Annotated in this window: 13 protein-coding genes; 11 read left to right on the forward strand and 2 right to left on the reverse strand. The window is 63.2% G+C overall.

The features are described 5' to 3' along the window. Positions 1 to 31: 31 nt before the first annotated feature. Complete coding sequence (locus tag NTD88_RS23370) at positions 32 to 2,461, reverse strand: penicillin-binding protein 1A (protein ID WP_371864293.1); 2,430 nt, start codon at positions 2,459 to 2,461, stop codon at positions 32 to 34. A gap of 185 nt (positions 2,462 to 2,646) precedes the next feature. Here NTD88_RS23370 and pilM point away from each other — a divergent pair, with 185 nt between their 5' ends. The 11 genes from pilM to NTD88_RS23425 all read left to right on the forward strand — a co-directional run bounded on the left by pilM (position 2,647) and on the right by NTD88_RS23425 (position 17,623). Beyond that, positions 2,647 to 3,555, forward strand: coding sequence for a type IV pilus biogenesis protein PilM (gene pilM, locus NTD88_RS23375; RefSeq protein WP_262156347.1), 909 nt, complete (start codon positions 2,647 to 2,649; stop codon positions 3,553 to 3,555). Beyond that, a complete protein-coding gene (locus NTD88_RS23380; protein ID WP_262156346.1) occupies positions 3,555 to 4,103 on the forward strand; it encodes a PilN domain-containing protein in 549 nt (182 codons plus the stop codon). Before pilM ends, NTD88_RS23380 begins: the two co-directional genes overlap by 1 nt. Beyond that, positions 4,100 to 4,981, forward strand: a complete 882-nt coding sequence (pilO, locus tag NTD88_RS23385) for a type 4a pilus biogenesis protein PilO (RefSeq protein WP_262156345.1) — start codon at positions 4,100 to 4,102, stop codon at positions 4,979 to 4,981. Before NTD88_RS23380 ends, pilO begins: the two co-directional genes overlap by 4 nt. Positions 4,982 to 5,001: 20 nt before the next feature. Continuing rightward, positions 5,002 to 6,270 carry a type IV pilus secretin PilQ gene (locus NTD88_RS23390; protein ID WP_410017308.1) on the forward strand — a complete coding sequence of 423 codons (1,269 nt, stop codon included), beginning with the start codon at positions 5,002 to 5,004 and terminating at the stop codon, positions 6,268 to 6,270. Between the two features lie 4 nt (positions 6,271 to 6,274). Continuing rightward, positions 6,275 to 6,793, forward strand: coding sequence for a shikimate kinase AroK (gene aroK, locus NTD88_RS23395; RefSeq protein ID WP_095156321.1), 519 nt, complete (start codon positions 6,275 to 6,277; stop codon positions 6,791 to 6,793). Between the two features lie 100 nt (positions 6,794 to 6,893). Continuing rightward, entirely contained in the window at positions 6,894 to 7,991 is a 1,098-nt protein-coding gene (gene aroB / locus NTD88_RS23400; RefSeq protein ID WP_095156320.1) for a 3-dehydroquinate synthase, read from the forward strand. A gap of 16 nt (positions 7,992 to 8,007) precedes the next feature. After that, positions 8,008 to 9,654: an SPOR domain-containing protein gene (locus tag NTD88_RS23405; protein WP_095156319.1), complete on the forward strand. Its 1,647-nt coding sequence runs from the start codon at positions 8,008 to 8,010 to the stop codon at positions 9,652 to 9,654. Between the two features lie 364 nt (positions 9,655 to 10,018). Continuing rightward, positions 10,019 to 14,464 (forward strand): glutamate synthase large subunit, encoded by a 4,446-nt coding sequence (gene gltB, locus NTD88_RS23410; protein ID WP_175652712.1) that lies wholly within the window; start codon positions 10,019 to 10,021, stop codon positions 14,462 to 14,464. 87 nt (positions 14,465 to 14,551) lie between these two features. Then, the gene (locus tag NTD88_RS23415; protein WP_110970348.1) at positions 14,552 to 15,970 is read left to right on the forward strand and encodes an FAD-dependent oxidoreductase; all 1,419 of its coding nucleotides are present in this window, start codon (positions 14,552 to 14,554) and stop codon (positions 15,968 to 15,970) included. Between the two features lie 128 nt (positions 15,971 to 16,098). After that, positions 16,099 to 17,163 (forward strand): uroporphyrinogen decarboxylase, encoded by a 1,065-nt coding sequence (hemE, locus tag NTD88_RS23420; RefSeq protein WP_262156344.1) that lies wholly within the window; start codon positions 16,099 to 16,101, stop codon positions 17,161 to 17,163. A gap of 106 nt (positions 17,164 to 17,269) precedes the next feature. Beyond that, complete coding sequence (locus tag NTD88_RS23425) at positions 17,270 to 17,623, forward strand: NirD/YgiW/YdeI family stress tolerance protein (RefSeq protein WP_095156314.1); 354 nt, start codon at positions 17,270 to 17,272, stop codon at positions 17,621 to 17,623. Positions 17,624 to 17,658: 35 nt separating this feature from the next. Here the strand turns inward: NTD88_RS23425 and NTD88_RS23430 are convergent, their stop codons facing one another. Further along, the gene (locus tag NTD88_RS23430) at positions 17,659 to 18,816 is read right to left on the reverse strand and encodes an MFS transporter (RefSeq protein ID WP_256587761.1); all 1,158 of its coding nucleotides are present in this window, start codon (positions 18,814 to 18,816) and stop codon (positions 17,659 to 17,661) included. Between the last annotated feature and the right edge of the window lie 22 nt (positions 18,817 to 18,838).

Genomic DNA, 18,838 nt, shown 5'->3' on the forward strand with positions numbered 1-18,838 from the left:
ATCGTGAGCGGCCGGTTTCAGGATGCAGGGATCAGAACAGATCCATCGGCGCCGCTTCATCCGCTGGCAGCGGGCTGCCCGGTGCGCTGCCATTGCCCAGTTCGTTGACCGAAGGCGGAGTGTCCTCGGCCTTGAACAGTTCGAAGTAGGCATTCGGCGTCCCCGGCGTTGCCGCGCGGCCACTGACCGGATCGACCCGCAGGCTGAGGATGCCTTCCGGCTCTGGCAGCCGGTGCTCGGGCTTGCCCTTGAGCGCGGGGCCCATGAAGCTCATCCAGATCGGCAGCGACACTGTGCCGCCATACTCGCGACGGCCCAGGGTTTCAGGCTGGTCGAAGCCGGTCCAGACCGTCGTGACGTAGTCGGCGTTGTACCCGGAGAACCAGGCGTCCTTGGACTCGTTGGTGGTCCCGGTCTTGCCCGCCAGGTCGTTACGGCCCAGTGCCATGGCGCGACGCCCGGTGCCGCGCTTGATGACGTCCTCCAGCATGCTGGTGAGGATGTAGCTGGTACGCCCGTCGATGATCCGCTCTGCGGTCAGCGGCACCTGTGGCTGCGTGGAAGGCGCTGCCGTGGCATCGGTAGTGATCGCCTGCACTTGCGGCGCGGCAATACCGGCCTGGTCTTCCTGCCCCGACGGAACCCGCGCCGGATTGGCGGTAAACAGGGTTTCGCCATTACGGCTGTCGATACGATCGATCAGGTACGGACTGATCTTGAAGCCGCCGTTGGCGAAAGCACTCCAACCGGTGGCGATTTCCATCGGCGTCAAGGTCGCGGTGCCCAGTGCCAGGGACAGGTTGCGCGGCAGGTCCTGCTTGTTGAAGCCGAATTTGGCGATGTAGTCGATGGTCTTGTCGACGCCCATGCTTTGCAGCAGGCGGATCGACACCAGGTTGCGCGACTTGTACAGCGCCTCGCGCATGCGGATAGGGCCGAGGAAGGTGTTGGTGTCGTTCTTCGGACGCCAGACTTTGTCCAGGTACTCGTCGACGAACACGATCGGTGCGTCGTTCACCAGGCTGGCGGCGGTGTAGCCGTTATCCAGTGCCGCGCTATAGACGAATGGCTTGAAGCTGGAGCCCGGCTGGCGCTTGGCCTGCATGGCGCGGTTGTAGTTGCTCTGCTCGAACGAGAAGCCGCCGACCAGTGCGCGGATTGCTCCGTTGTTCGGGTCGAGGGTGACCAGCGCGCTCTGTGCGCCGGGCACCTGGCTGAAGGCCAGACTGCCGTCGTCCATCCGGCGGACCCGGATCAGGTCGCCGACCTGCGAAACATCGCTCGCCTGCTGCGGGCTGCGGCCCTGGCTATTGGTGTTGAGGAACGGGCGCGCCCATTTCATGGTGTCCCAGGCAACGGTGGCCTCGTCGCCGGACTTGGTCAGTACGCGCAGGCCAGTCTTGTCGACCTGGATCACGATGGCCGGCTCCAGGCCGCCCATGTTGCGCTGCTTGCCCAGTTCCTGCAGCCACGCGGCGCGGGTCTTGCCCGGCAGACGCGACTCGGGGCCGCGGTAGCCGTGGCGCTTGTCGTAGTCGGTGAGCCCGTCGAGTACGGCGTTGTTGGCGATGGCCTGCAGGTCGCTCGGCACCGTGGTGGTGACCCGGAAACCTTCGGTGTAGGCGTCGCTGCCGTAGCGGCCGACCATCTCGGCGCGGGCCATTTCGGCGATGTACGGTGCGTTCACTTCTGGCGTCGGCACGTGATAACTGGCGTTCAGCGGCTCGGCGAGGGCGGCCTGGTAGCTGGACTCGTCGATCTTGCCCAGCTTGTACATGCGTCCGAGGATCCAGTCGCGGCGCTCCTTGGCCCGGGCCGGGTTGGCCAGCGGGTTGAAGCGCGACGGCGCCTTGGGCAGGCCGGCGATCATTGCCATCTGCGCCAGGCTGATGTCGCGGATCGACTTGCCGTAATACACCTGCGCCGCGGCTTCGATGCCGTAGGCACGGTTGCCCAGGTAAATCTTGTTGACGTACAGCTCGAGGATTTCGTCCTTGGTCAGCTCCCGCTCGATCTGCAGGGCCAGGAGAATTTCGTTGGTCTTGCGCGAGAAACTGCGCTCGCTGGACAGGAAGAAGTTCTTCGCCACCTGCATGGTGATGGTGCTGCCGCCGGTCTGGATGTGCCCGGACTTGACCAACTGAGAGGCGGCACGCATCAGGCTGCTGGGGTCAACACCATAGTGATTGAGGAAATTGTCGTCCTCGGCTGACAGCAACGCCTGAATGAAGTGTGGGGGAATATCCGCGAAACGGATTGGAGAGCGGCGCATTTCGCCAAACTCGGCGATCAGCTTTCCGTCACTGCTGTACACCCTCAGGGGTATCTGCAACTGGATGCTTCGCAGCGCCTCGACCGAAGGGAGGCTGGGACTAAGATACAGAAACGCGCCACTCAGACCGAGTACGGCTGCGCAAATGACTGCGACGAAAGACCACCAGAAGAACTTCAGCAGGCGTATCAAGGCTTTGGGATGTCCAGTTGGAGTTTTGGGTTGAGCGCAGGGCCCGGCGGGCCAGAAAAACGCTGGGCATTATAAGCAATTTTCACTTCCCCGCGTGATTTGCACCGGGAGTCAGGAGGGTGCCAGTGGCGTCTTCCTGATCCTGGACGCTCTCGCTTTTTCGATGGAAATGAGGAAACAGGATGTTTGGACGCTCAGGCTGGGATGCCGGTTCACTGCTGGGGGTGGAAATCGCCTCTTGCGCTGTCAGGGTGCTGCAACTGGAACGCCGGGAGGAGGGGCTTCGCGTACGAGGCTGGGCGGTCGAGCCACTTTCGCGCGGTGCCGTGGTGGACGGCCGGGTGATTGATCATGAGGCGGTCGCCGCGGCCTTGATGCGCGCCTTTGCGCGCAGCGGCGCGAGTCGTCGCGAAGTTGCGCTGGCGGTGCCGGCCTCGGTGGTGATCCAGCATGCTGTGGCAATGCCGTCGGAGCTCGATGACGATGAAATCGACGAACGGCTGCGTGACGAGGCCGAGCAATTCATTCCCTTCGCGGTGGAAGAGGCCGCGCTCGATTACCAGGTATCTGCCGGTGCCCCGGGCTTCCTGAGCGTGGCCTTCACGGCTTGTCGCCAGGAGTGGCTGGACGGCATGGAAGCGGTCATGGACCTGGCCGGCTTGCGGGCGCGGATCGTCGACATCGACAGCCATGCCTGGCAGCGGGTGTTGAACCGCCAGCCGACGGGACTGGCGGCGGTGCTGCAACTGGAGGCGGATGGCTGGGTGTTCCAGGCATTCACCAAGGAAGGCACGCCGTCGTTCAGCGAGCGCCATGTGCCGCTTGAGCCGCAACTGGAGAGGTTGGTCGAGTTTGTCGACTTGTGCCTGCTGCGTGAGCCGGGTGCGATGCCGGACCAGCTCTGGCTCGCGGGTGCGCGTGCTGACTGGGATGGGCTGGCCGGGCAATTGCGGCAGCGCCTCGGTGTGGTGACGCAACCGTTTGACCCACTGGCGACGTTGCTTGAGCCACAGCAGGGGGCCGCCGATCTGCGTCAGGCAGCGCCGATGCTGGGTGTGGCCTGCGGGCTGGCGCTGCGAGGATACGCCTGATGCACGCGGTCAATTTGTTGCCCTGGCGGGAATGGCGGCGTCAGCGGGCGATCCGCACCTTTCAATACGGGTTGCTGGCGGCGGCGCTGCTGGGCGGACTGCTGATGGTGGTCGTCTTCGGACTGCTCGATCAGCGACTGAGCGCGCAATTGAAGGAAAACAGCCGCCTGGATGAACGGACTGCCGCGCTTGATGGCCCCGTGGCTGAGGTCGAAGGCTTGGTAGTCCGGCGTGACGCCCTTGTTGAGCAGCGCAACGAACTACAGGCGTTGCGGCGCCAAGGCCAATCCGGGGCCGAACTGCTGAACCACCTGACGCGGATCGTGCCGGCACAGGTCCGGCTCGATGGGCTGCAACTGGCCGGTGATGAACTGAGGCTGTCCGGGCTGGCCCACTCGGGCACTGACGTCGCGCACCTGCTGCGCAACCTGGGGCAATCACCTGGCTTGAGTGCTCCGGACCTCCAGGAGGTGAAGTCGTCCAGCCAGGGCGAGCGCTTTCAGATAGCGGTCAGCCTGCGCCCGGCCGCGGCTGTAGAACCGTCATGAGCGTGTCGCTGAGCACTGGGCCGGTATGGTCGAGGCTGGTGAAGTACTCCTGGCCAGTGAAGGCGCTGCTGATGGGCGGCTGCCTGTTGATCATTCCGCTGGCGGGCTTCGTCATTTATGGGCGTGGTCTGGTTGAGCGCATTGAGCAGGCCGAAGTTAGCCACAGTCAGTCGCAGTCCCACTGGGAAGGCCGATCCGCACTGGCGGCACGCCTGGAAACGCATCAGCAGCAGGTGCGGCAACTGGAGGCGGAACTGGCGGGTGATCGGCGCGAGTTGTTCGATGACGACGGCTTGGCGAGCCTGCTGCAAAACCTGGCGCGCCTGGGTGTGGGGCTGACGTTCGAGCAGGTGACGGTCGAGGACGCCAGGACACGGGAGCACCACGTCGAACTTCCTATCCAGGTGCAGGCCACGGGGGACTACTCGGCGTTACAGGGGTTTCTCTCGGGGCTTGCCGGGCTTGGTCGGCTGGTCGCGCTGCAGGAGTTGCATCTGGCGGCACCTGATGACCGTCCCTCCGGGCCGCTGGTTGTGCAACTGCGCCTCCAGGCTTACCGCGCTGCGCTGGTTGATACCTTGCCTGAGGTGTCGATGCTTCAGTCTGCGGAGCCTCGTGATCCATTCACGGCCGCTGAGCCGTTGGCGAGCGAGGCCGCGCCTTTGGCGGGGGTGACGATGGTCGGGCATCTGCGTGGCCAGCAAGGGCAGGTGGCGTTGGTCCGGGTCGGTGAGGTGCTTTATCCGCTGCGCGAGGGTGATCTGCTGGGGCCGGAACGGGTAGCGAGTATTGATGAGGGGCGGATCGAGTTGATCGCGCCGGAAGCGGCTGGGCCGATCCCGCGCGTACTGCGCCTGGGATCGGTGGCCGAGGGATGATTAGCGTGAAAGGAGACGGAATGAACAGGATGTTCAGGTCCTTGGGGTTATGCGTGCTGGTGCTGTTTTCGCCCCTTGTCGGCGCGGTATCTGCGCCTGGAGGTCACAGCGGCAAGCCGCTTTCGCTGAATTTCCAGGATGTCGAGGTGCGTGCGGTGTTGCAGGTGCTGGCTGACTTCACCGGGGTCAATCTGGTGGTCAGCGACGCGGTGCAAGGCTCTGTGACCCTGCGCTTGCAGGACGTGCCATGGGATCAGGCGCTCGATACGGTGCTGCGCAGCAAGGGGCTCGGCAAGCGCTTGGAGGGCAACGTGCTGATGGTGGCGCCGCTGGCGGAGTTGAACAATGCGGGGCTGCCATCATCCGGGTTGCGGGAGCAGGCCCTGCTGCAGGTCAATCACGCCCGGGCCACGGATATTGCCGCGTTGTTCCAGCCGCTGTTGCAGGACAGCCCGGACGAAGCGCCCTGGGGTGCAATCAGCGTCGATGAGCGCACCAATATGCTGATCACCAGTCAGAGTCCGGAGCGGCTGGAAATCCTGCGACAGTTGCTTGGGCAACTGGATGTTCCGGTCCGTCAGATCATGATCGAAGCCCGTATCGTCGAGGTGAATGTCGACTACGAGCGAGGGTTGGGCGTGCGCTGGGGCGGCTCGCTGGCGGGCGGCAGGTTGAAAGCCGTGGGGGCTGAGGCGCCAACCTTCGTCGATCTGGGGTTGGACAAGGCGACGTCAGGCATCGGCTTCGGCCTGGTGGGCGATGGCCGGCTGCTGGATCTGGAACTGAACGCCATGGAGAAGTCCGGAAACGGCGAAATCATCTCCCAGCCCAAGGTCATGACCGCCGACAAGGAAACCGCGCGGATTCTCAAGGGCAGCGAGGTGCCTTATCAGGAATCGGGGGCCAATGGCGCTACATCGACCACCTTTCGCGAGGCGTCGCTGTCGCTGGAAGTCACGCCGCAGATCATGCCCGGCGGGCGGGTGAGCATGCAGGTCAAGGTCACCAAGGACGAGCCGGACTACCTCAATCTTCAGGGCACGGTACCGCCAATCCGCAAGAACGAGCTGAACGCGCGGGTGCAGATTGCTGATGGCCAGACCATCGTCATCGGTGGCGTGTACTCGACAACCAAAAGTAATGTGCAGGATAAGGTGCCATTTTTGGGCGATGTGCCGTATGTTGGGCGGCTGTTTCGTCGCTCCGCCATCATCGAGAAAAAATCCGAGCTGCTGGTCTTCCTGACTCCGCGTATCATGAATGACCAGGCGATTGCTGTGAGTCATTGATTCTGTGCGAAATTTGATACTTGTTGGGCCGATGGGTGCTGGCAAAAGCACCATCGGCCGCCTGCTGGCCAAAGAGCTACGCCTGCCATTCAAGGATTCCGATAAGGAAATTGAATTGCGCACGGGCGCCAATATCCCATGGATCTTCGACAAAGAAGGTGAGCCGGGTTTCCGTGACCGCGAGCAGGCCATGATCGCCGAGCTGTGCGCTGCCGACGGCGTCGTCCTGGCGACCGGTGGTGGCGCGGTAATGCGCGATGCCAACCGCAAGGCTTTGCACGATGGCGGCCGGGTGATCTACCTGCATGCTTCGGTGGAGCAACAGGTGGGACGTACCGCCCGCGATCGCAATCGCCCCTTGCTGCGTACCGCGAATCCCGAGGAAACCCTGCGAGCGTTGCTGACGATGCGCGACCCGCTGTATCGGGAGATTGCCGACCTGGTGGTCGAAACCGACGAGCGGCCACCACGCATGGTGGTGCTGGACATTCTTGAGCGCTTGCAGAAGTTGCCGCCCCGTTAGCGCATGACTATCCTCGGCGACCAGTCATGCCGTGACAGGGCAATCCGTTATCGCGCGGGCCGAATGTTCGAGCCCGCGCCTTTGTTCTTTGTGGGGACACATGCAGACACTTAAGGTCGAACTGGGCGAACGCAGCTACCCGATCTACATCGGTGGGGGCCTGCTGGATCAACCCGAACTGCTGGCACCGCATATCGCGGGTCGGCAGGTCGCCATCGTTTCCAACGAGACCGTCGCGCCGCTGTACCTCGAACGCCTGAGCCGTACCCTTGGTGCTTACTCGGTATTGCCGGTGGTGCTGCCGGACGGCGAGTCCTTCAAGAACTGGGAAACCCTGCAACTGATTTTCGATGCCCTGCTCACCGCACGGCATGATCGTCGTACCACTGTGGTCGCCCTCGGTGGCGGCGTTATCGGTGACATGGCTGGCTTCGCCGCCGCCTGCTACCAGCGTGGCGTGGACTTCATCCAGGTACCGACCACGCTGCTGTCCCAGGTCGACTCGTCCGTGGGCGGCAAGACCGGCATCAACCACCCGCTGGGCAAGAACATGGTCGGCGCCTTCTATCAGCCCAACGCGGTGTTGATCGATACCGACAGCCTGCGCACCTTGCCGGCGCGCGAGTTGTCTGCGGGGCTGGCCGAGGTGATCAAGTACGGGCTGATTTGCGACGAACCTTTCCTCGGCTGGCTCGAAGAGCATGTCGATGCCCTGCGCAACGTCGACGCTGTCGCCCTGACCGAAGCCATCCGCCGCTCCTGCGCAGCCAAGGCCGCCGTGGTCGGCGCCGATGAGCGCGAGACCGGAGTGCGCGCTACGCTGAACCTCGGCCACACCTTCGGCCACGCCATCGAGACGCACATGGGCTATGGTGTCTGGCTGCATGGCGAAGCAGTGGCAGCCGGTACTGTCATGGCCCTGGAGATGTCCATGCGCCTTGGCTGGATCAGTCAGCAGGAACGCGACCGTGGCATTCGCCTGCTGCAGCGCGCCGGATTGCCGGTGGTACCGCCGGAGGAAATGACGCCGGCGCAGTTCATGCAACACATGTCGGTGGACAAAAAAGTGCTTGATGGCCGTCTGCGTCTGGTTTTGCTGCGTCACATGGGCGAGGCCGTGGTAACCGACGACTATCCGCAAGAGATTCTTCAGGCCACGCTGGCGGCGGATTACCGCGCAATCGTGGCCCAGCTTTGAGGTTGATGAGAGTCCGATGACCAGTTTGCATGCCGACGAGGCCTTTCTCGGCCACTATCAGTTGAATCACGACCCCTTCGCCGCTCGCGTCCCCGGGTTCAAATTCTTCCCTGCCCAGCGCAAGCCGGTCCTGGGGCAACTGCACCACCTCGCCCGTTACAGCCAGTTGTTGCTGGTGGTGACCGGCCCGCAAGGCGCCGGCAAGACCTTGCTGCGCCAGGCCCTGGTGGCCAGCACCAACAAGCAGTCGGTGCAGAGCGTGGTGGTTTCCGCTCGCAGCGCCAGCGATGCGGCCGGCGTTCTCGCCCAGGTGGCGCAGTCGCTGGGTGTGGCCAAGGCTGAAGTGCCGCTGATTCTCGCCCAGGTGGTGCAACTGGGCCTGACCGGCCAGGAAGTCTATTTGCTGGTCGACGATGCGGAACAACTTGGCGAGTCGGCACTCCAAGCGTTGCTGGAACTGGCGGCGGGCACCGCGGAAGGTCGCCCCCACGTGTTCCTGTTCGGCGAGCCGTCACTGATCGCCGGCCTGGAAGCGCTGGAAATCGAGGAAGAGCGTTTTCATGTCATCGAGCTGCAACCCTACACCGAAGACGAGACCCGGGAGTACCTGGAGCAACGTCTGGAAGGTGCGGGGCGTGGCATCGAGGTGTTCACCAGTGAGCAGGTCGTCGATATTCACCACAACTCCGACGGCTGGCCTGGGGTCATCAACCAGGTCGCCCGCGATACCTTGATCGAAGCCATGATCGCCAGCCGCTCGACGGCGAAGCGACCATCTGTGGGGTTCTCTATGCCGAAGAAACATGTGCTGGCGCTGTCTGCCGTAGTAGTGATCGCTGTCGGCGCCGCCGTGCTGATGCCGAAGAAAGGCGACCAGCCAAAGACCGGCGCACCCGCCGAGCAGGCGCAACTGCCGCTGGGGCAGGGGCAGCCGAGCAATGCACAGTCGAACAATGGCGGCCCGGCGATCGAGTTCGCTGGTTCGTCGCAGCCAATGCCACTGCCGCTGGTTGGTCAGTCGCAACCGGTAATGCGCGGCCCGTTGGCTGAAGCGGCGGGCATGAGTGAGGGTGAAGAGTCCGGTCCTGCCGGCAACACCGCGCTGCAACCGCCGACGGTGACCACCATCGCCCCGCCTGCGGGCGCGGTAGCGGGCCCGGCGCCGACCCCGGCGCAGCCGATCCAGCCGTCTCAGACCATCGCCTCCGCACAGCCGGTTGCGCCTGCTCACCAGCCTGTCGCTCCAGCAGCCGCCAAGCCGGTTGCACCTGCGCCCAAGCCCGTGACTGAAGTGGCGACTGCCAAGCCCGCCGTTCCTGCCGTCAAACCTGCGGAAAAACCCGCCGCCAAGCCGGCTGCGGCACCTGCCGGCACGGCCGGTGGTGGCTGGTATGCCTCGCAAGCACCGGGCAACTACGTTGTGCAGATTCTCGGCACCAGTTCCGAAGCCACCGCCCAGGCCTACGTGAAAGCCGAGGGTGGCGACTATCGCTACTTCAAGAAAAACCTTCAGGGCAAGCCGCTCTACGTCGTGACCTACGGCAACTTCTCCAGCCGCGATGCAGCCCTCAATGCAATCAAGGCCTTGCCAGCCAAGGTCCAGGCTGGTAAACCTTGGCCTCGCACTGTCGCCAGCGTCCAACAAGACCTGTCGACCCGCTGAAATAGCTCGGTGGCACTACCCCCGCCACCTGCTGAGCGACTCCTGAACCCAAGTCAAGCCTGCTGCGTCGAACGCGGCAGGCTTTTCTGTCCCAGACTGCCGGCCACAAGCTCGTGTTGCAGTCCAGGCTGAAACGCTTCAGACTCGAGCATCGCCGTTACCACGGCACTCGCTTAAAAACATTCAAAAATGCGACATGGATTTTCGCTGATTCGTCAGCAAATTTGTGGGCGTCCCTGTCGCTGTGCAACAATGGCACCCGTATTGCCCCCGCAAAGCTGGCGTTCGTTCGGCGTGGATGGTAAGTGGTTGTATTAAAAAGAGATTTGCCTTTGTGAGAGGCGAACCTGGTGAGAATGTGTCTATGAAAACAGGTCTGTACCATCCCGAAGAATTCAAGGACAACTGTGGTTTTGGCCTGATCGCCCATATGACGGGCGAACCCAGCCACCACCTTTTGCAAACGGCTATTGAAGCCCTGACCTGCATGACCCACCGCGGTGGGATCAACGCCGACGGCAAGACCGGCGACGGTTGCGGTCTGCTGATGCAGAAGCCCGATGCGTTCCTGCGCGCAGTTGCCAAGGAGCATTTCGGCAACGAACTGCCCAAGCAGTACGCCGTGGGCATGGTGTTCTTCAATCAGAACGACGCCAAAGCCGAAGCCGCGCGCGAAAACATGAACCGCGAGATCCTCGCTGCCGGCCTGCAACTGGTGGGCTGGCGCAAGGTCCCGATCGACACCAGCGTTCTCGGCCGCCTCGCCCTCGAGCGCTTGCCGCAGATCGAACAGGTGTTCGTCGGCGGTGAAGGCCTGAGCGATCAGGAATTCGCCATCAAGCTGTTCAGTGCCCGTCGCCGCTCTTCGGTCGCCAACGCCGAAGACACCGACCACTACATCTGCAGCTTTTCGCACAAGACCATCATTTATAAAGGCCTGATGATGCCGGCGGACCTCACCGCCTTCTATCCGGACCTCAGTGACGAGCGCCTGCAGACCGCGATCTGCGTGTTCCACCAGCGCTTCTCCACCAACACCCTGCCGAAGTGGCCGCTGGCGCAGCCCTTCCGCTTCCTCGCCCATAACGGCGAGATCAACACCATCACCGGTAACCGCAACTGGGCCCAGGCCCGTCGCACCAAGTTCGAGAACGAACTGATCCCGGATCTGGAAGAGCTGGGCCCGCTGGTCAACCGCGTGGGTTCCGACTCGTCCTCGATGGACAACATGCTCGAACTGATGGTCACCGGTGGTATCGACCTGTTCCGTGGCGTGCGGATGATCATTCCGCCAGCGTGGCAGAACGTCGAGACCATGGACGCCGACCTGCGCGCCTTCTACGAATACAACTCCATGCACATGGAGCCGTGGGACGGTCCTGCCGGCGTGGTGATGACCGAAGGTCGTCACGCGGTCTGCCTGCTCGACCGCAACGGCCTGCGGCCGGCGCGTTGGGTCACCACCAAGAACGGCTACATCACCCTGGCGTCGGAAATCGGCGTGTGGGACTACAAGCCTGAAGATGTCATCGCCAAGGGCCGTGTCGGCCCGGGCCAGATCTTTGCCGTGGACACCGAAACCGGCCAGATCCTCGACACCGACGCCATCGACAACCGCCTCAAGTCGCGCCATCCGTACAAGCGCTGGCTGCGCCAGAATGCCCTGCGCATTCAGGCCGACCTGAGCGACGACCAAGGCGCGGCGAGCTACGACACCGACCAGCTCAAGCAATACATGAAGATGTTCCAGGTCACCTTCGAAGAACGTGACCAAGTGCTGCGTCCGCTCGGCGAGCAGGGCCAGGAAGCCGTGGGTTCCATGGGCGACGACACGCCGATGGCGATCCTGTCGCAGCGCGTGCGTTCGACCTACGACTACTTCCGCCAGCAGTTCGCGCAGGTGACCAACCCGCCGATCGACCCGCTGCGTGAAGCCATCGTCATGTCGCTGGAGATCTGCCTCGGTGCCGAGCGCAATATCTTCCAGGAATCGCCCGAGCATGCGTCGCGGGTGATCCTCAGCTCGCCGGTCATCTCGCCGGCCAAGTGGCGTTCGCTGATGAACCTCGACCGCCCTGGCTTCGAGCGTCATGTCATCGACCTCAACTACGAAGAAAGCCTGGGTCTGGAAGCTGCGGTGCGCAACATCGCCGACCAGGCCGAAGAAGCCGTGCGCGCTGGCAAGACCCAACTGGTGCTGACCGACCGTCATATCGCACCGGGCAAGCTGCCGGCTCACGCCTCGCTCGCTGTGGGCGCCGTGCACCACCGCCTGACCGAAAAAGGCCTGCGTTGCGACAGCAACATCCTGGTCGAAACCGCCACTGCCCGTGACCCGCATCATTTCGCCGTGCTGCTCGGCTTCGGCGCCTCGGCGGTCTACCCGTACCTGGCCTACGAAGTGCTGGCCGACCTGATCCGCACCGGCGAAGTGCTGGGCGATCTGGACGAAGTCTTCAAGTACTACCGCAAAGGCATCTCCAAGGGCCTGCTGAAGATCCTGTCGAAGATGGGTATCTCCACCGTCGGCTCGTACCGCGGAGCACAGCTGTTCGAAGCGGTTGGTCTGTCGGAAGAAGTGGTTGGCCTGAGCTTCTGTGGCGTTGCCAGCCGCCTGAAAGGTGCGCGTTTCGTCGACATCGAGAACGAGCAGAAACTGCTCGCCGCCGAAGCCTGGAGCCCGCGCAAGCCGATCCAGCAGGGAGGTCTGCTGAAGTTCGTCCACGGCGGCGAATACCACGCCTACAACCCGGACGTGGTCAACACCCTGCAAGCCGCCGTGCAACAAGGCGACTACGAGAAGTTCAAGGAATACACCGCGCTGGTGGACAACCGTCCGGTGTCGATGATCCGCGACCTGCTCAAGGTGAAGACCGCCGACCAGGCGCTGGACCTGAGCGAAATCGAACCGCTGCAAGCGATCCTGCAACGCTTCGACTCCGCCGGCATCTCCCTGGGCGCGCTGTCGCCGGAAGCCCACGAAGCGCTGGCCGAGGCAATGAACCGCCTGGGCGCGCGTTCCAACTCCGGTGAGGGCGGCGAAGATCCGGCCCGCTACGGCACCATCCGCAGTTCGAAAATCAAACAGGTCGCCACCGGTCGTTTCGGTGTCACCCCCGAGTACCTGGTCAACGCCGAAGTGCTGCAGATCAAGGTTGCTCAAGGCGCCAAGCCGGGCGAGGGTGGTCAACTGCCAGGCGGCAAGGTCAACGGCCTGATCGCCAAGCTGCGCTACGCGGTTCCGGGCGTGACCCTGATTTCGCCTCCGCCGCACCATGACATCTACTCGATCGAAGACCTGTCGCAACTGATCTTCGACCTCAAGCAGGTCAACCCGCAGGCGCTGGTATCGGTCAAGCTGGTGGCGGAAGCCGGTGTCGGCACCATCGCCGCCGGTGTGGCCAAGGCTTACGCCGACCTCATCACCATCTCCGGTTATGACGGTGGTACCGGTGCGTCGCCGCTGACCTCGATCAAGTACGCTGGCGCCCCGTGGGAACTGGGCCTGGCCGAAACTCACCAGACCCTGCGCGGCAACGACTTGCGCGGCAAGGTCCGGGTACAGACCGATGGCGGCCTGAAAACCGGCCTCGACGTGATCAAGGCGGCCATCCTCGGCGCCGAGAGCTTCGGCTTCGGCACCGCGCCGATGATCGCCCTGGGCTGCAAATACCTGCGCATCTGCCACCTGAACAACTGCGCCACCGGCGTAGCGACCCAGAACGACAAGCTGCGCAAGGACCACTACATCGGTACCGTCGACATGGTGGTGAACTTCTTCACCTACATCGCCGAAGAAACCCGTGAGTGGCTGGCCCGCCTGGGCGTGCGCAGCCTCGGTGAGCTGATCGGCCGTACCGACCTGCTGGAAATGCTGCCGGGCGAAACCGAGAAGCAGAAACACCTCGACCTCAGCCCGCTGCTGGGCAGCCCGCACGTGTCGGCCGACAAGCCGCAGTTCTGCGGAGTTGACCGCAACCCGCCGTTCGACAAGGGCCTGTTGGCCGAGAAGATGGTGCAGATGGCCCTTCCGGCGATCCGCGACCTGAGCGGCGGCGAATTCGACCTGGATATCTGCAACTGCGACCGTTCCATCGGCGCGCGGATTTCCGGTGAGATCGCCCGTCTGCACGGCAACCAGGGCATGGCCAAGGCACCGATCACCTTCCGCTTCAAGGGCACTGCTGGTCAGAGCTTCGGCGTGTGGAACGCCGGTGGCTTGAACATGCACCTGGAAGGTGACGCCAACGACTACGTCGGCAAAGGCATGACCGGTGGCAAGCTGACCATCGTGCCGCCAGCCGGCAGCCCGTTTGCCACCCAGGACAGCGCCATTATCGGCAACACCTGCCTGTACGGCGCCACTGGCGGCAAGCTGTTCGCCGCCGGTACCGCGGGCGAGCGTTTCGCCGTGCGCAACTCCGGTGCCCACACCATCGTCGAAGGCACCGGCGATCACTGCTGCGAATACATGACCGGTGGTTTTGTCTGCGTCCTGGGCAAGACCGGCTACAACTTCGGCTCCGGCATGACGGGCGGTTTCGCCTACGTACTGGACATGGACAACAGCTTCGTCGACAAGCTGAACCATGAGCTGGTGGAAATCCAGCGGATCACCGGCGAGGCGATGGAGGCTTACCGCAGCCATCTGCACCGCGTGCTGACCGAGTACGTCGAAGAAACCGGTAGCGAATGGGGCCGCGAGCTCTGGGAGAACCTGGACGACTACGTTCGTCGCTTCTGGCTGGTCAAGCCGAAGGCGGCAAACCTGAAGAACCTGCTCTCCAGCACCCGGGCCAACCCGCAATAAGCAGTTGCAAGCGGCGGTGCCCCGCGGGGCCCGCCGGCTAACGTGATCGTCTTGCAGCGTGCAGCTGCGGTAAAGAGGTTTTGAAAAATGGCTGAACGTCTGAGTAATGACTTCCAGTTCATCGAAGTCGGGCGCAAGGATCCAAAGAAGAAGCTGCTGCGCCAGCGCAAGAAAGAGTTCGTGGAAATCTACGAGCCTTTCAAACCCCAACAATCGGCCGAACAGGCCCACCGTTGCCTGGGTTGCGGTAACCCGTACTGCGAGTGGAAGTGCCCGGTGCACAACTTCATCCCCAACTGGTTGAAGCTGGTCTCCGAAGGCAACATCCTCGCGGCCGCGGAACTGTCGCACCAGACCAACACCCTGCCGGAAGTCTGTGGTCGCGTCTGCCCGCAGGACCGTCTCTGCGAAGGTGCATGCACCCTCAATGACGGCTTCGGCGCGGTCACCATCGGCTCGGTGGAGAAGTACATCACCGACACCGCCTTCGCCATGGGCTGGCGTCCGGACATGTCCAAGGTCAAGCCAACCGGCAAGCGCGTCGCCATTGTCGGCGCCGGCCCTGCTGGCCTGGGCTGCGCCGACATCCTGGTGCGCGGCGGTGTGACCCCGGTGGTGTTCGACAAGAACCCGGAAATCGGTGGCCTGCTGACCTTCGGCATCCCCGAGTTCAAGCTGGAAAAGACCGTGCTGAGCAATCGCCGCGAAGTCTTCTCCGGCATGGGTATCGAGTTCCGTCTGAACACCGAGGTGGGCAAGGACGTGACCATGGAACAACTGCTCGAAGAATTCGATGCGGTGTTCATGGGCATGGGCACCTACACCTACATGAAGGGCGGCTTCCCGGGTGAAGACCTGCCGGGCGTGCATGACGCGTTGGACTTCCTGATCGCCAACGTCAACCGCAACCTGGGCTTCGAAAAGTCGCCGGAAGATTTCGTCGACATGAAGGGCAAGAAGGTCGTGGTGCTGGGCGGTGGTGACACCGCGATGGACTGCAACCGCACCTCCATCCGCCAGGGCGCCAAGGCCGTGACCTGTGCGTATCGCCGCGACGAAGCGAACATGCCTGGCTCGCGCAAAGAGGTGAAGAACGCCAAGGAAGAAGGCGTGAAGTTCCTCTACAACCGTCAGCCGATCGCCATCGTTGGCGAAGACAAGGTCGAAGGCGTGAAAGTGGTCGAGACCCGTCTCGGCGAACCGGACGCCCGCGGCCGCCGCAGCCCTGAGCCGATCCCGGGCTCCGAAGAGATCATCCCGGCCGACGCCGTGGTCATCGCCTTCGGTTTCCGTCCCAGCCCGGCGCCATGGTTCGAGCAGTTCGGTATCCAGACCGACAGCCAGGGCCGCGTGGTCGCTCCCGAGAAGGGCGCGTTCAAGCACCAGACCAGCAACCCGAAGATCTTCGCCGGTGGCGACATGGTCCGCGGTTCCGACCTGGTGGTAACGGCAATCTTCGAAGGCCGCAACGCCGCCGAAGGGATTCTCGACTACCTGGGCGTGTGATATACCACTGGGCGCAACAATAAAAACTATTGACCCAGGGCACTCTGATAGACAAAAGGCACGGTCTCCACCGTGCCTTTTCTTTGTCTGTCTGAGAAAATGCCCGCACTTTTTTTCCGGATGCCGACATGACTGCCTTGAAGAACGATCGTTTCCTGCGCGCCCTGCTCAAGCAACCCGTAGACGTCACCCCGGTGTGGATGATGCGCCAGGCCGGCCGCTACCTGCCGGAGTACCGCGCCAGCCGCGCCAAGGCCGGTGATTTCATGAGCCTGTGCATGAACCCGCAATTTGCCTGCGAAGTGACCCTGCAGCCGCTGGACCGCTACCCGCTGGACGCCGCGATCCTCTTCTCCGACATCCTCACCATCCCCGATGCCATGGGCCAGGGCCTGTACTTCGAGACCGGCGAAGGTCCGCGCTTCAAGAAAGTCGTCAGCACCCTGGCCGACATCGAGGCGCTGCCGATTCCTGATCCGCAGAAAGACCTGGGCTACGTGATGGATGCGGTCAGCACCATCCGCCGCGAACTGAACGGCCGTGTACCGCTGATCGGTTTCTCCGGCAGCCCGTGGACCCTGGCGACCTACATGGTCGAAGGCGGATCGTCGAAAGACTTCCGCAAGACCAAGGCCATGCTCTACGACAACCCACAAGCCATGCACCTGCTGCTGGACAAGCTGGCACAGTCGGTCACCAGCTATCTCAACGGCCAGATTCTCGCCGGTGCGCAAGCGGTGCAGATCTTCGACACCTGGGGCGGCAACCTGTCGGCGGCGGCGTACCAGGAGTTCTCCCTGGCCTACATGCGCAAGATCGTCAGCGGCCTGATCCGCGAGCACGAAGGGCGCAAAGTGCCGGTGATCCTCTTCACCAAGAACGGCGGCATGTGGCTGGAAAGCATCGCCGAGGCCGGCGCCGACGCGCTGGGCCTGGACTGGACCTGTGAAATCAGCGACGCCCGCCGTCGCGTCGGTGACAAGGTCGCGCTGCAGGGCAACATGGACCCGACCGTGCTCTACGCCAAGCCGCAAGCCATCCGTGCCGAAGTGGCGCGCATCCTCGCCAGCTACGGCCATGGCACCGGCCACGTGTTCAACCTCGGCCACGGCATCACCCCGGAAGTCGATCCCGAGCATGCCGGCGCGTTCATCAACGCGGTGCATGAGCTGTCAGCCCAGTACCACCAGTAAAAGTGAAACGCCCGGCACAAGCCGGGCGTTTTTCTATGCGGATTAAGCTTCAATTCAGGCGTGCCCGGTAATCTGATCCCATCAAAACCTGCCAAGGATCAGAACCATGAAAACCCGTTACCTCGCCCTTATCCTCGCTCCTCTGTTCAGCACCGCGGCCCTGGCGGCTGGTGCCGGCTATACCGGCCCGGGTGCGCAATCCGTCACCACCGTGGCCGCGGCCAATGATGCCGCCGATGACACCCCGGTCGTGCTGACTGGTTATGTGATCAAGAAGGTCAACAACGACGACAAGTACGAGTTCAAGGACAACACCGGCAGCATCACCGTCGAAATCGACAACGAAGACCTGCCGCCCGTGGCGTTCAATGACAAGACCAAGGTCAAGCTCACCGGAGAGGTGGAAAAGCACCTGATGTCGCGGGAGATTGATGTGGATGTGGTTGAGATCGTGAACTGATCCTGCATTTTGGGGCCGCATAGCGGCCCCAGATTTTACGCGGCCTTCGGCGGCAGCTTGCTCAGGTACACCGCCACACCCAGCGCCACCACCAGCAAGCTACCGATAAACACCCCGATCCCATTCCACCCGGCGTAATGCCACGCCACCCCGCCCGCCGTCCCCGCCACGCTCGACCCCGCGTAATAACTGAACAGGTACAGCGACGAGGCCTGCCCCTTGGCCTTCAGCGCGCGCCGGCCAATCCAGCTACTGGCCACCGAGTGGGCGCCGAAGAAGCCGAAGGTGAACACCAGCATGCCGACGATCACCAGCGGCAGAGCGGTGAACAGGGTCATCAGCATGCCGCTGAACATCAGCACGATGGTGCCCCAGAACACCTTGCGCCGGCCCAGCTTGTCCGCCAGCGCACCAATCTGCGCCGAGCTGTAGATGCCCGACAGGTAAACGATCGACAGCAGCCCCACCAGCGCCTGGCTCATGTGATAAGGCTCGGCCAGCAGGCGATAGCCGATGTAGTTGAACAGGGTGACGAACGCACCCATCAGCAAGAAGGCTTCCAGGAACAGCCACGGCAGACCGGCATCGCGAAAGTGCAGGACGAAGCCGTCCAGCAGGCTGCGCGGGTTCATCGAGCGGGCGCGGAAGTTGCGCGACTCGGGGAGGACCTTCCAGAACACCGCCGCCGCGATCAGGGCCAGGCCACCGATCACCAGCATTGCCGTGTGCCAACTGACGAAGTCGATCAGCACGCCGGTAATCAGCCGGCCACTCATGCCGCCAATGGCATTGCCGCCGATGTACAGGCCCATGGCCAGGCCGATGTGTTGCGGATGAATCTCTTCGCTCAGGTAGGTCATGGCCACCGCGGCCAGCCCGCTCAGCGACAGCCCCACCAGCGCGCGCATTGCCAGCACGCCTTCCCAGGTCGGCATCAGCGCGCTGGCGAGTGTGCAAAGCGCGGCGCAGAACAGCGCGAAGACCATCACCGGCTTGCGCCCGATACGGTCGGAAATCGGCCCGGTAATCAGCAGGCCGAACGCCAGCAAGCCGGTGGACACCGACAGCACCAGGCTGCTCTGCGCGGCATTGATGGAAAATTCCTTCGACAGCAGCGGCATCATCGGCTGCACGCAGTAGAGCAGGGCGAACGTGGCGAAACCGCCGCAGAACAGCGCCAGCACGGTGCGCATAAAGGCCGGGGTGCCTTTTTCG

The sequence above is a fragment of the Pseudomonas sp. 20P_3.2_Bac5 genome (assembly GCF_025466035.1).
Lineage (GTDB): Bacteria > Pseudomonadota > Gammaproteobacteria > Pseudomonadales > Pseudomonadaceae > Aquipseudomonas.

Bases quoted from the DNA above. Each gene is read 5' to 3' on its own strand.
- pilM (WP_262156347.1), top strand. From the start codon at position 2,647: ATGTTTGGACGCTCAGGCTGGGATGCCGGTTCACTGCTGGGGGTGGAA.
- NTD88_RS23380 (WP_262156346.1), top strand. From the start codon at position 3,555: ATGCACGCGGTCAATTTGTTGCCCTGGCGGGAATGGCGGCGTCAGCGG.
- pilO (WP_262156345.1), top strand. From the start codon at position 4,100: ATGAGCGTGTCGCTGAGCACTGGGCCGGTATGGTCGAGGCTGGTGAAG.
- NTD88_RS23390 (WP_410017308.1), top strand. From the start codon at position 5,002: ATGAACAGGATGTTCAGGTCCTTGGGGTTATGCGTGCTGGTGCTGTTT.
- aroB (WP_095156320.1), top strand. From the start codon at position 6,894: ATGCAGACACTTAAGGTCGAACTGGGCGAACGCAGCTACCCGATCTAC.
- NTD88_RS23405 (WP_095156319.1), top strand. From the start codon at position 8,008: ATGACCAGTTTGCATGCCGACGAGGCCTTTCTCGGCCACTATCAGTTG.
- gltB (WP_175652712.1), top strand. From the start codon at position 10,019: ATGAAAACAGGTCTGTACCATCCCGAAGAATTCAAGGACAACTGTGGT.
- NTD88_RS23415 (WP_110970348.1), top strand. From the start codon at position 14,552: ATGGCTGAACGTCTGAGTAATGACTTCCAGTTCATCGAAGTCGGGCGC.
- hemE (WP_262156344.1), top strand. From the start codon at position 16,099: ATGACTGCCTTGAAGAACGATCGTTTCCTGCGCGCCCTGCTCAAGCAA.
- NTD88_RS23425 (WP_095156314.1), top strand. From the start codon at position 17,270: ATGAAAACCCGTTACCTCGCCCTTATCCTCGCTCCTCTGTTCAGCACC.
- NTD88_RS23430 (WP_256587761.1), bottom strand. From the start codon at position 18,816: ATGCGCACCGTGCTGGCGCTGTTCTGCGGCGGTTTCGCCACGTTCGCC.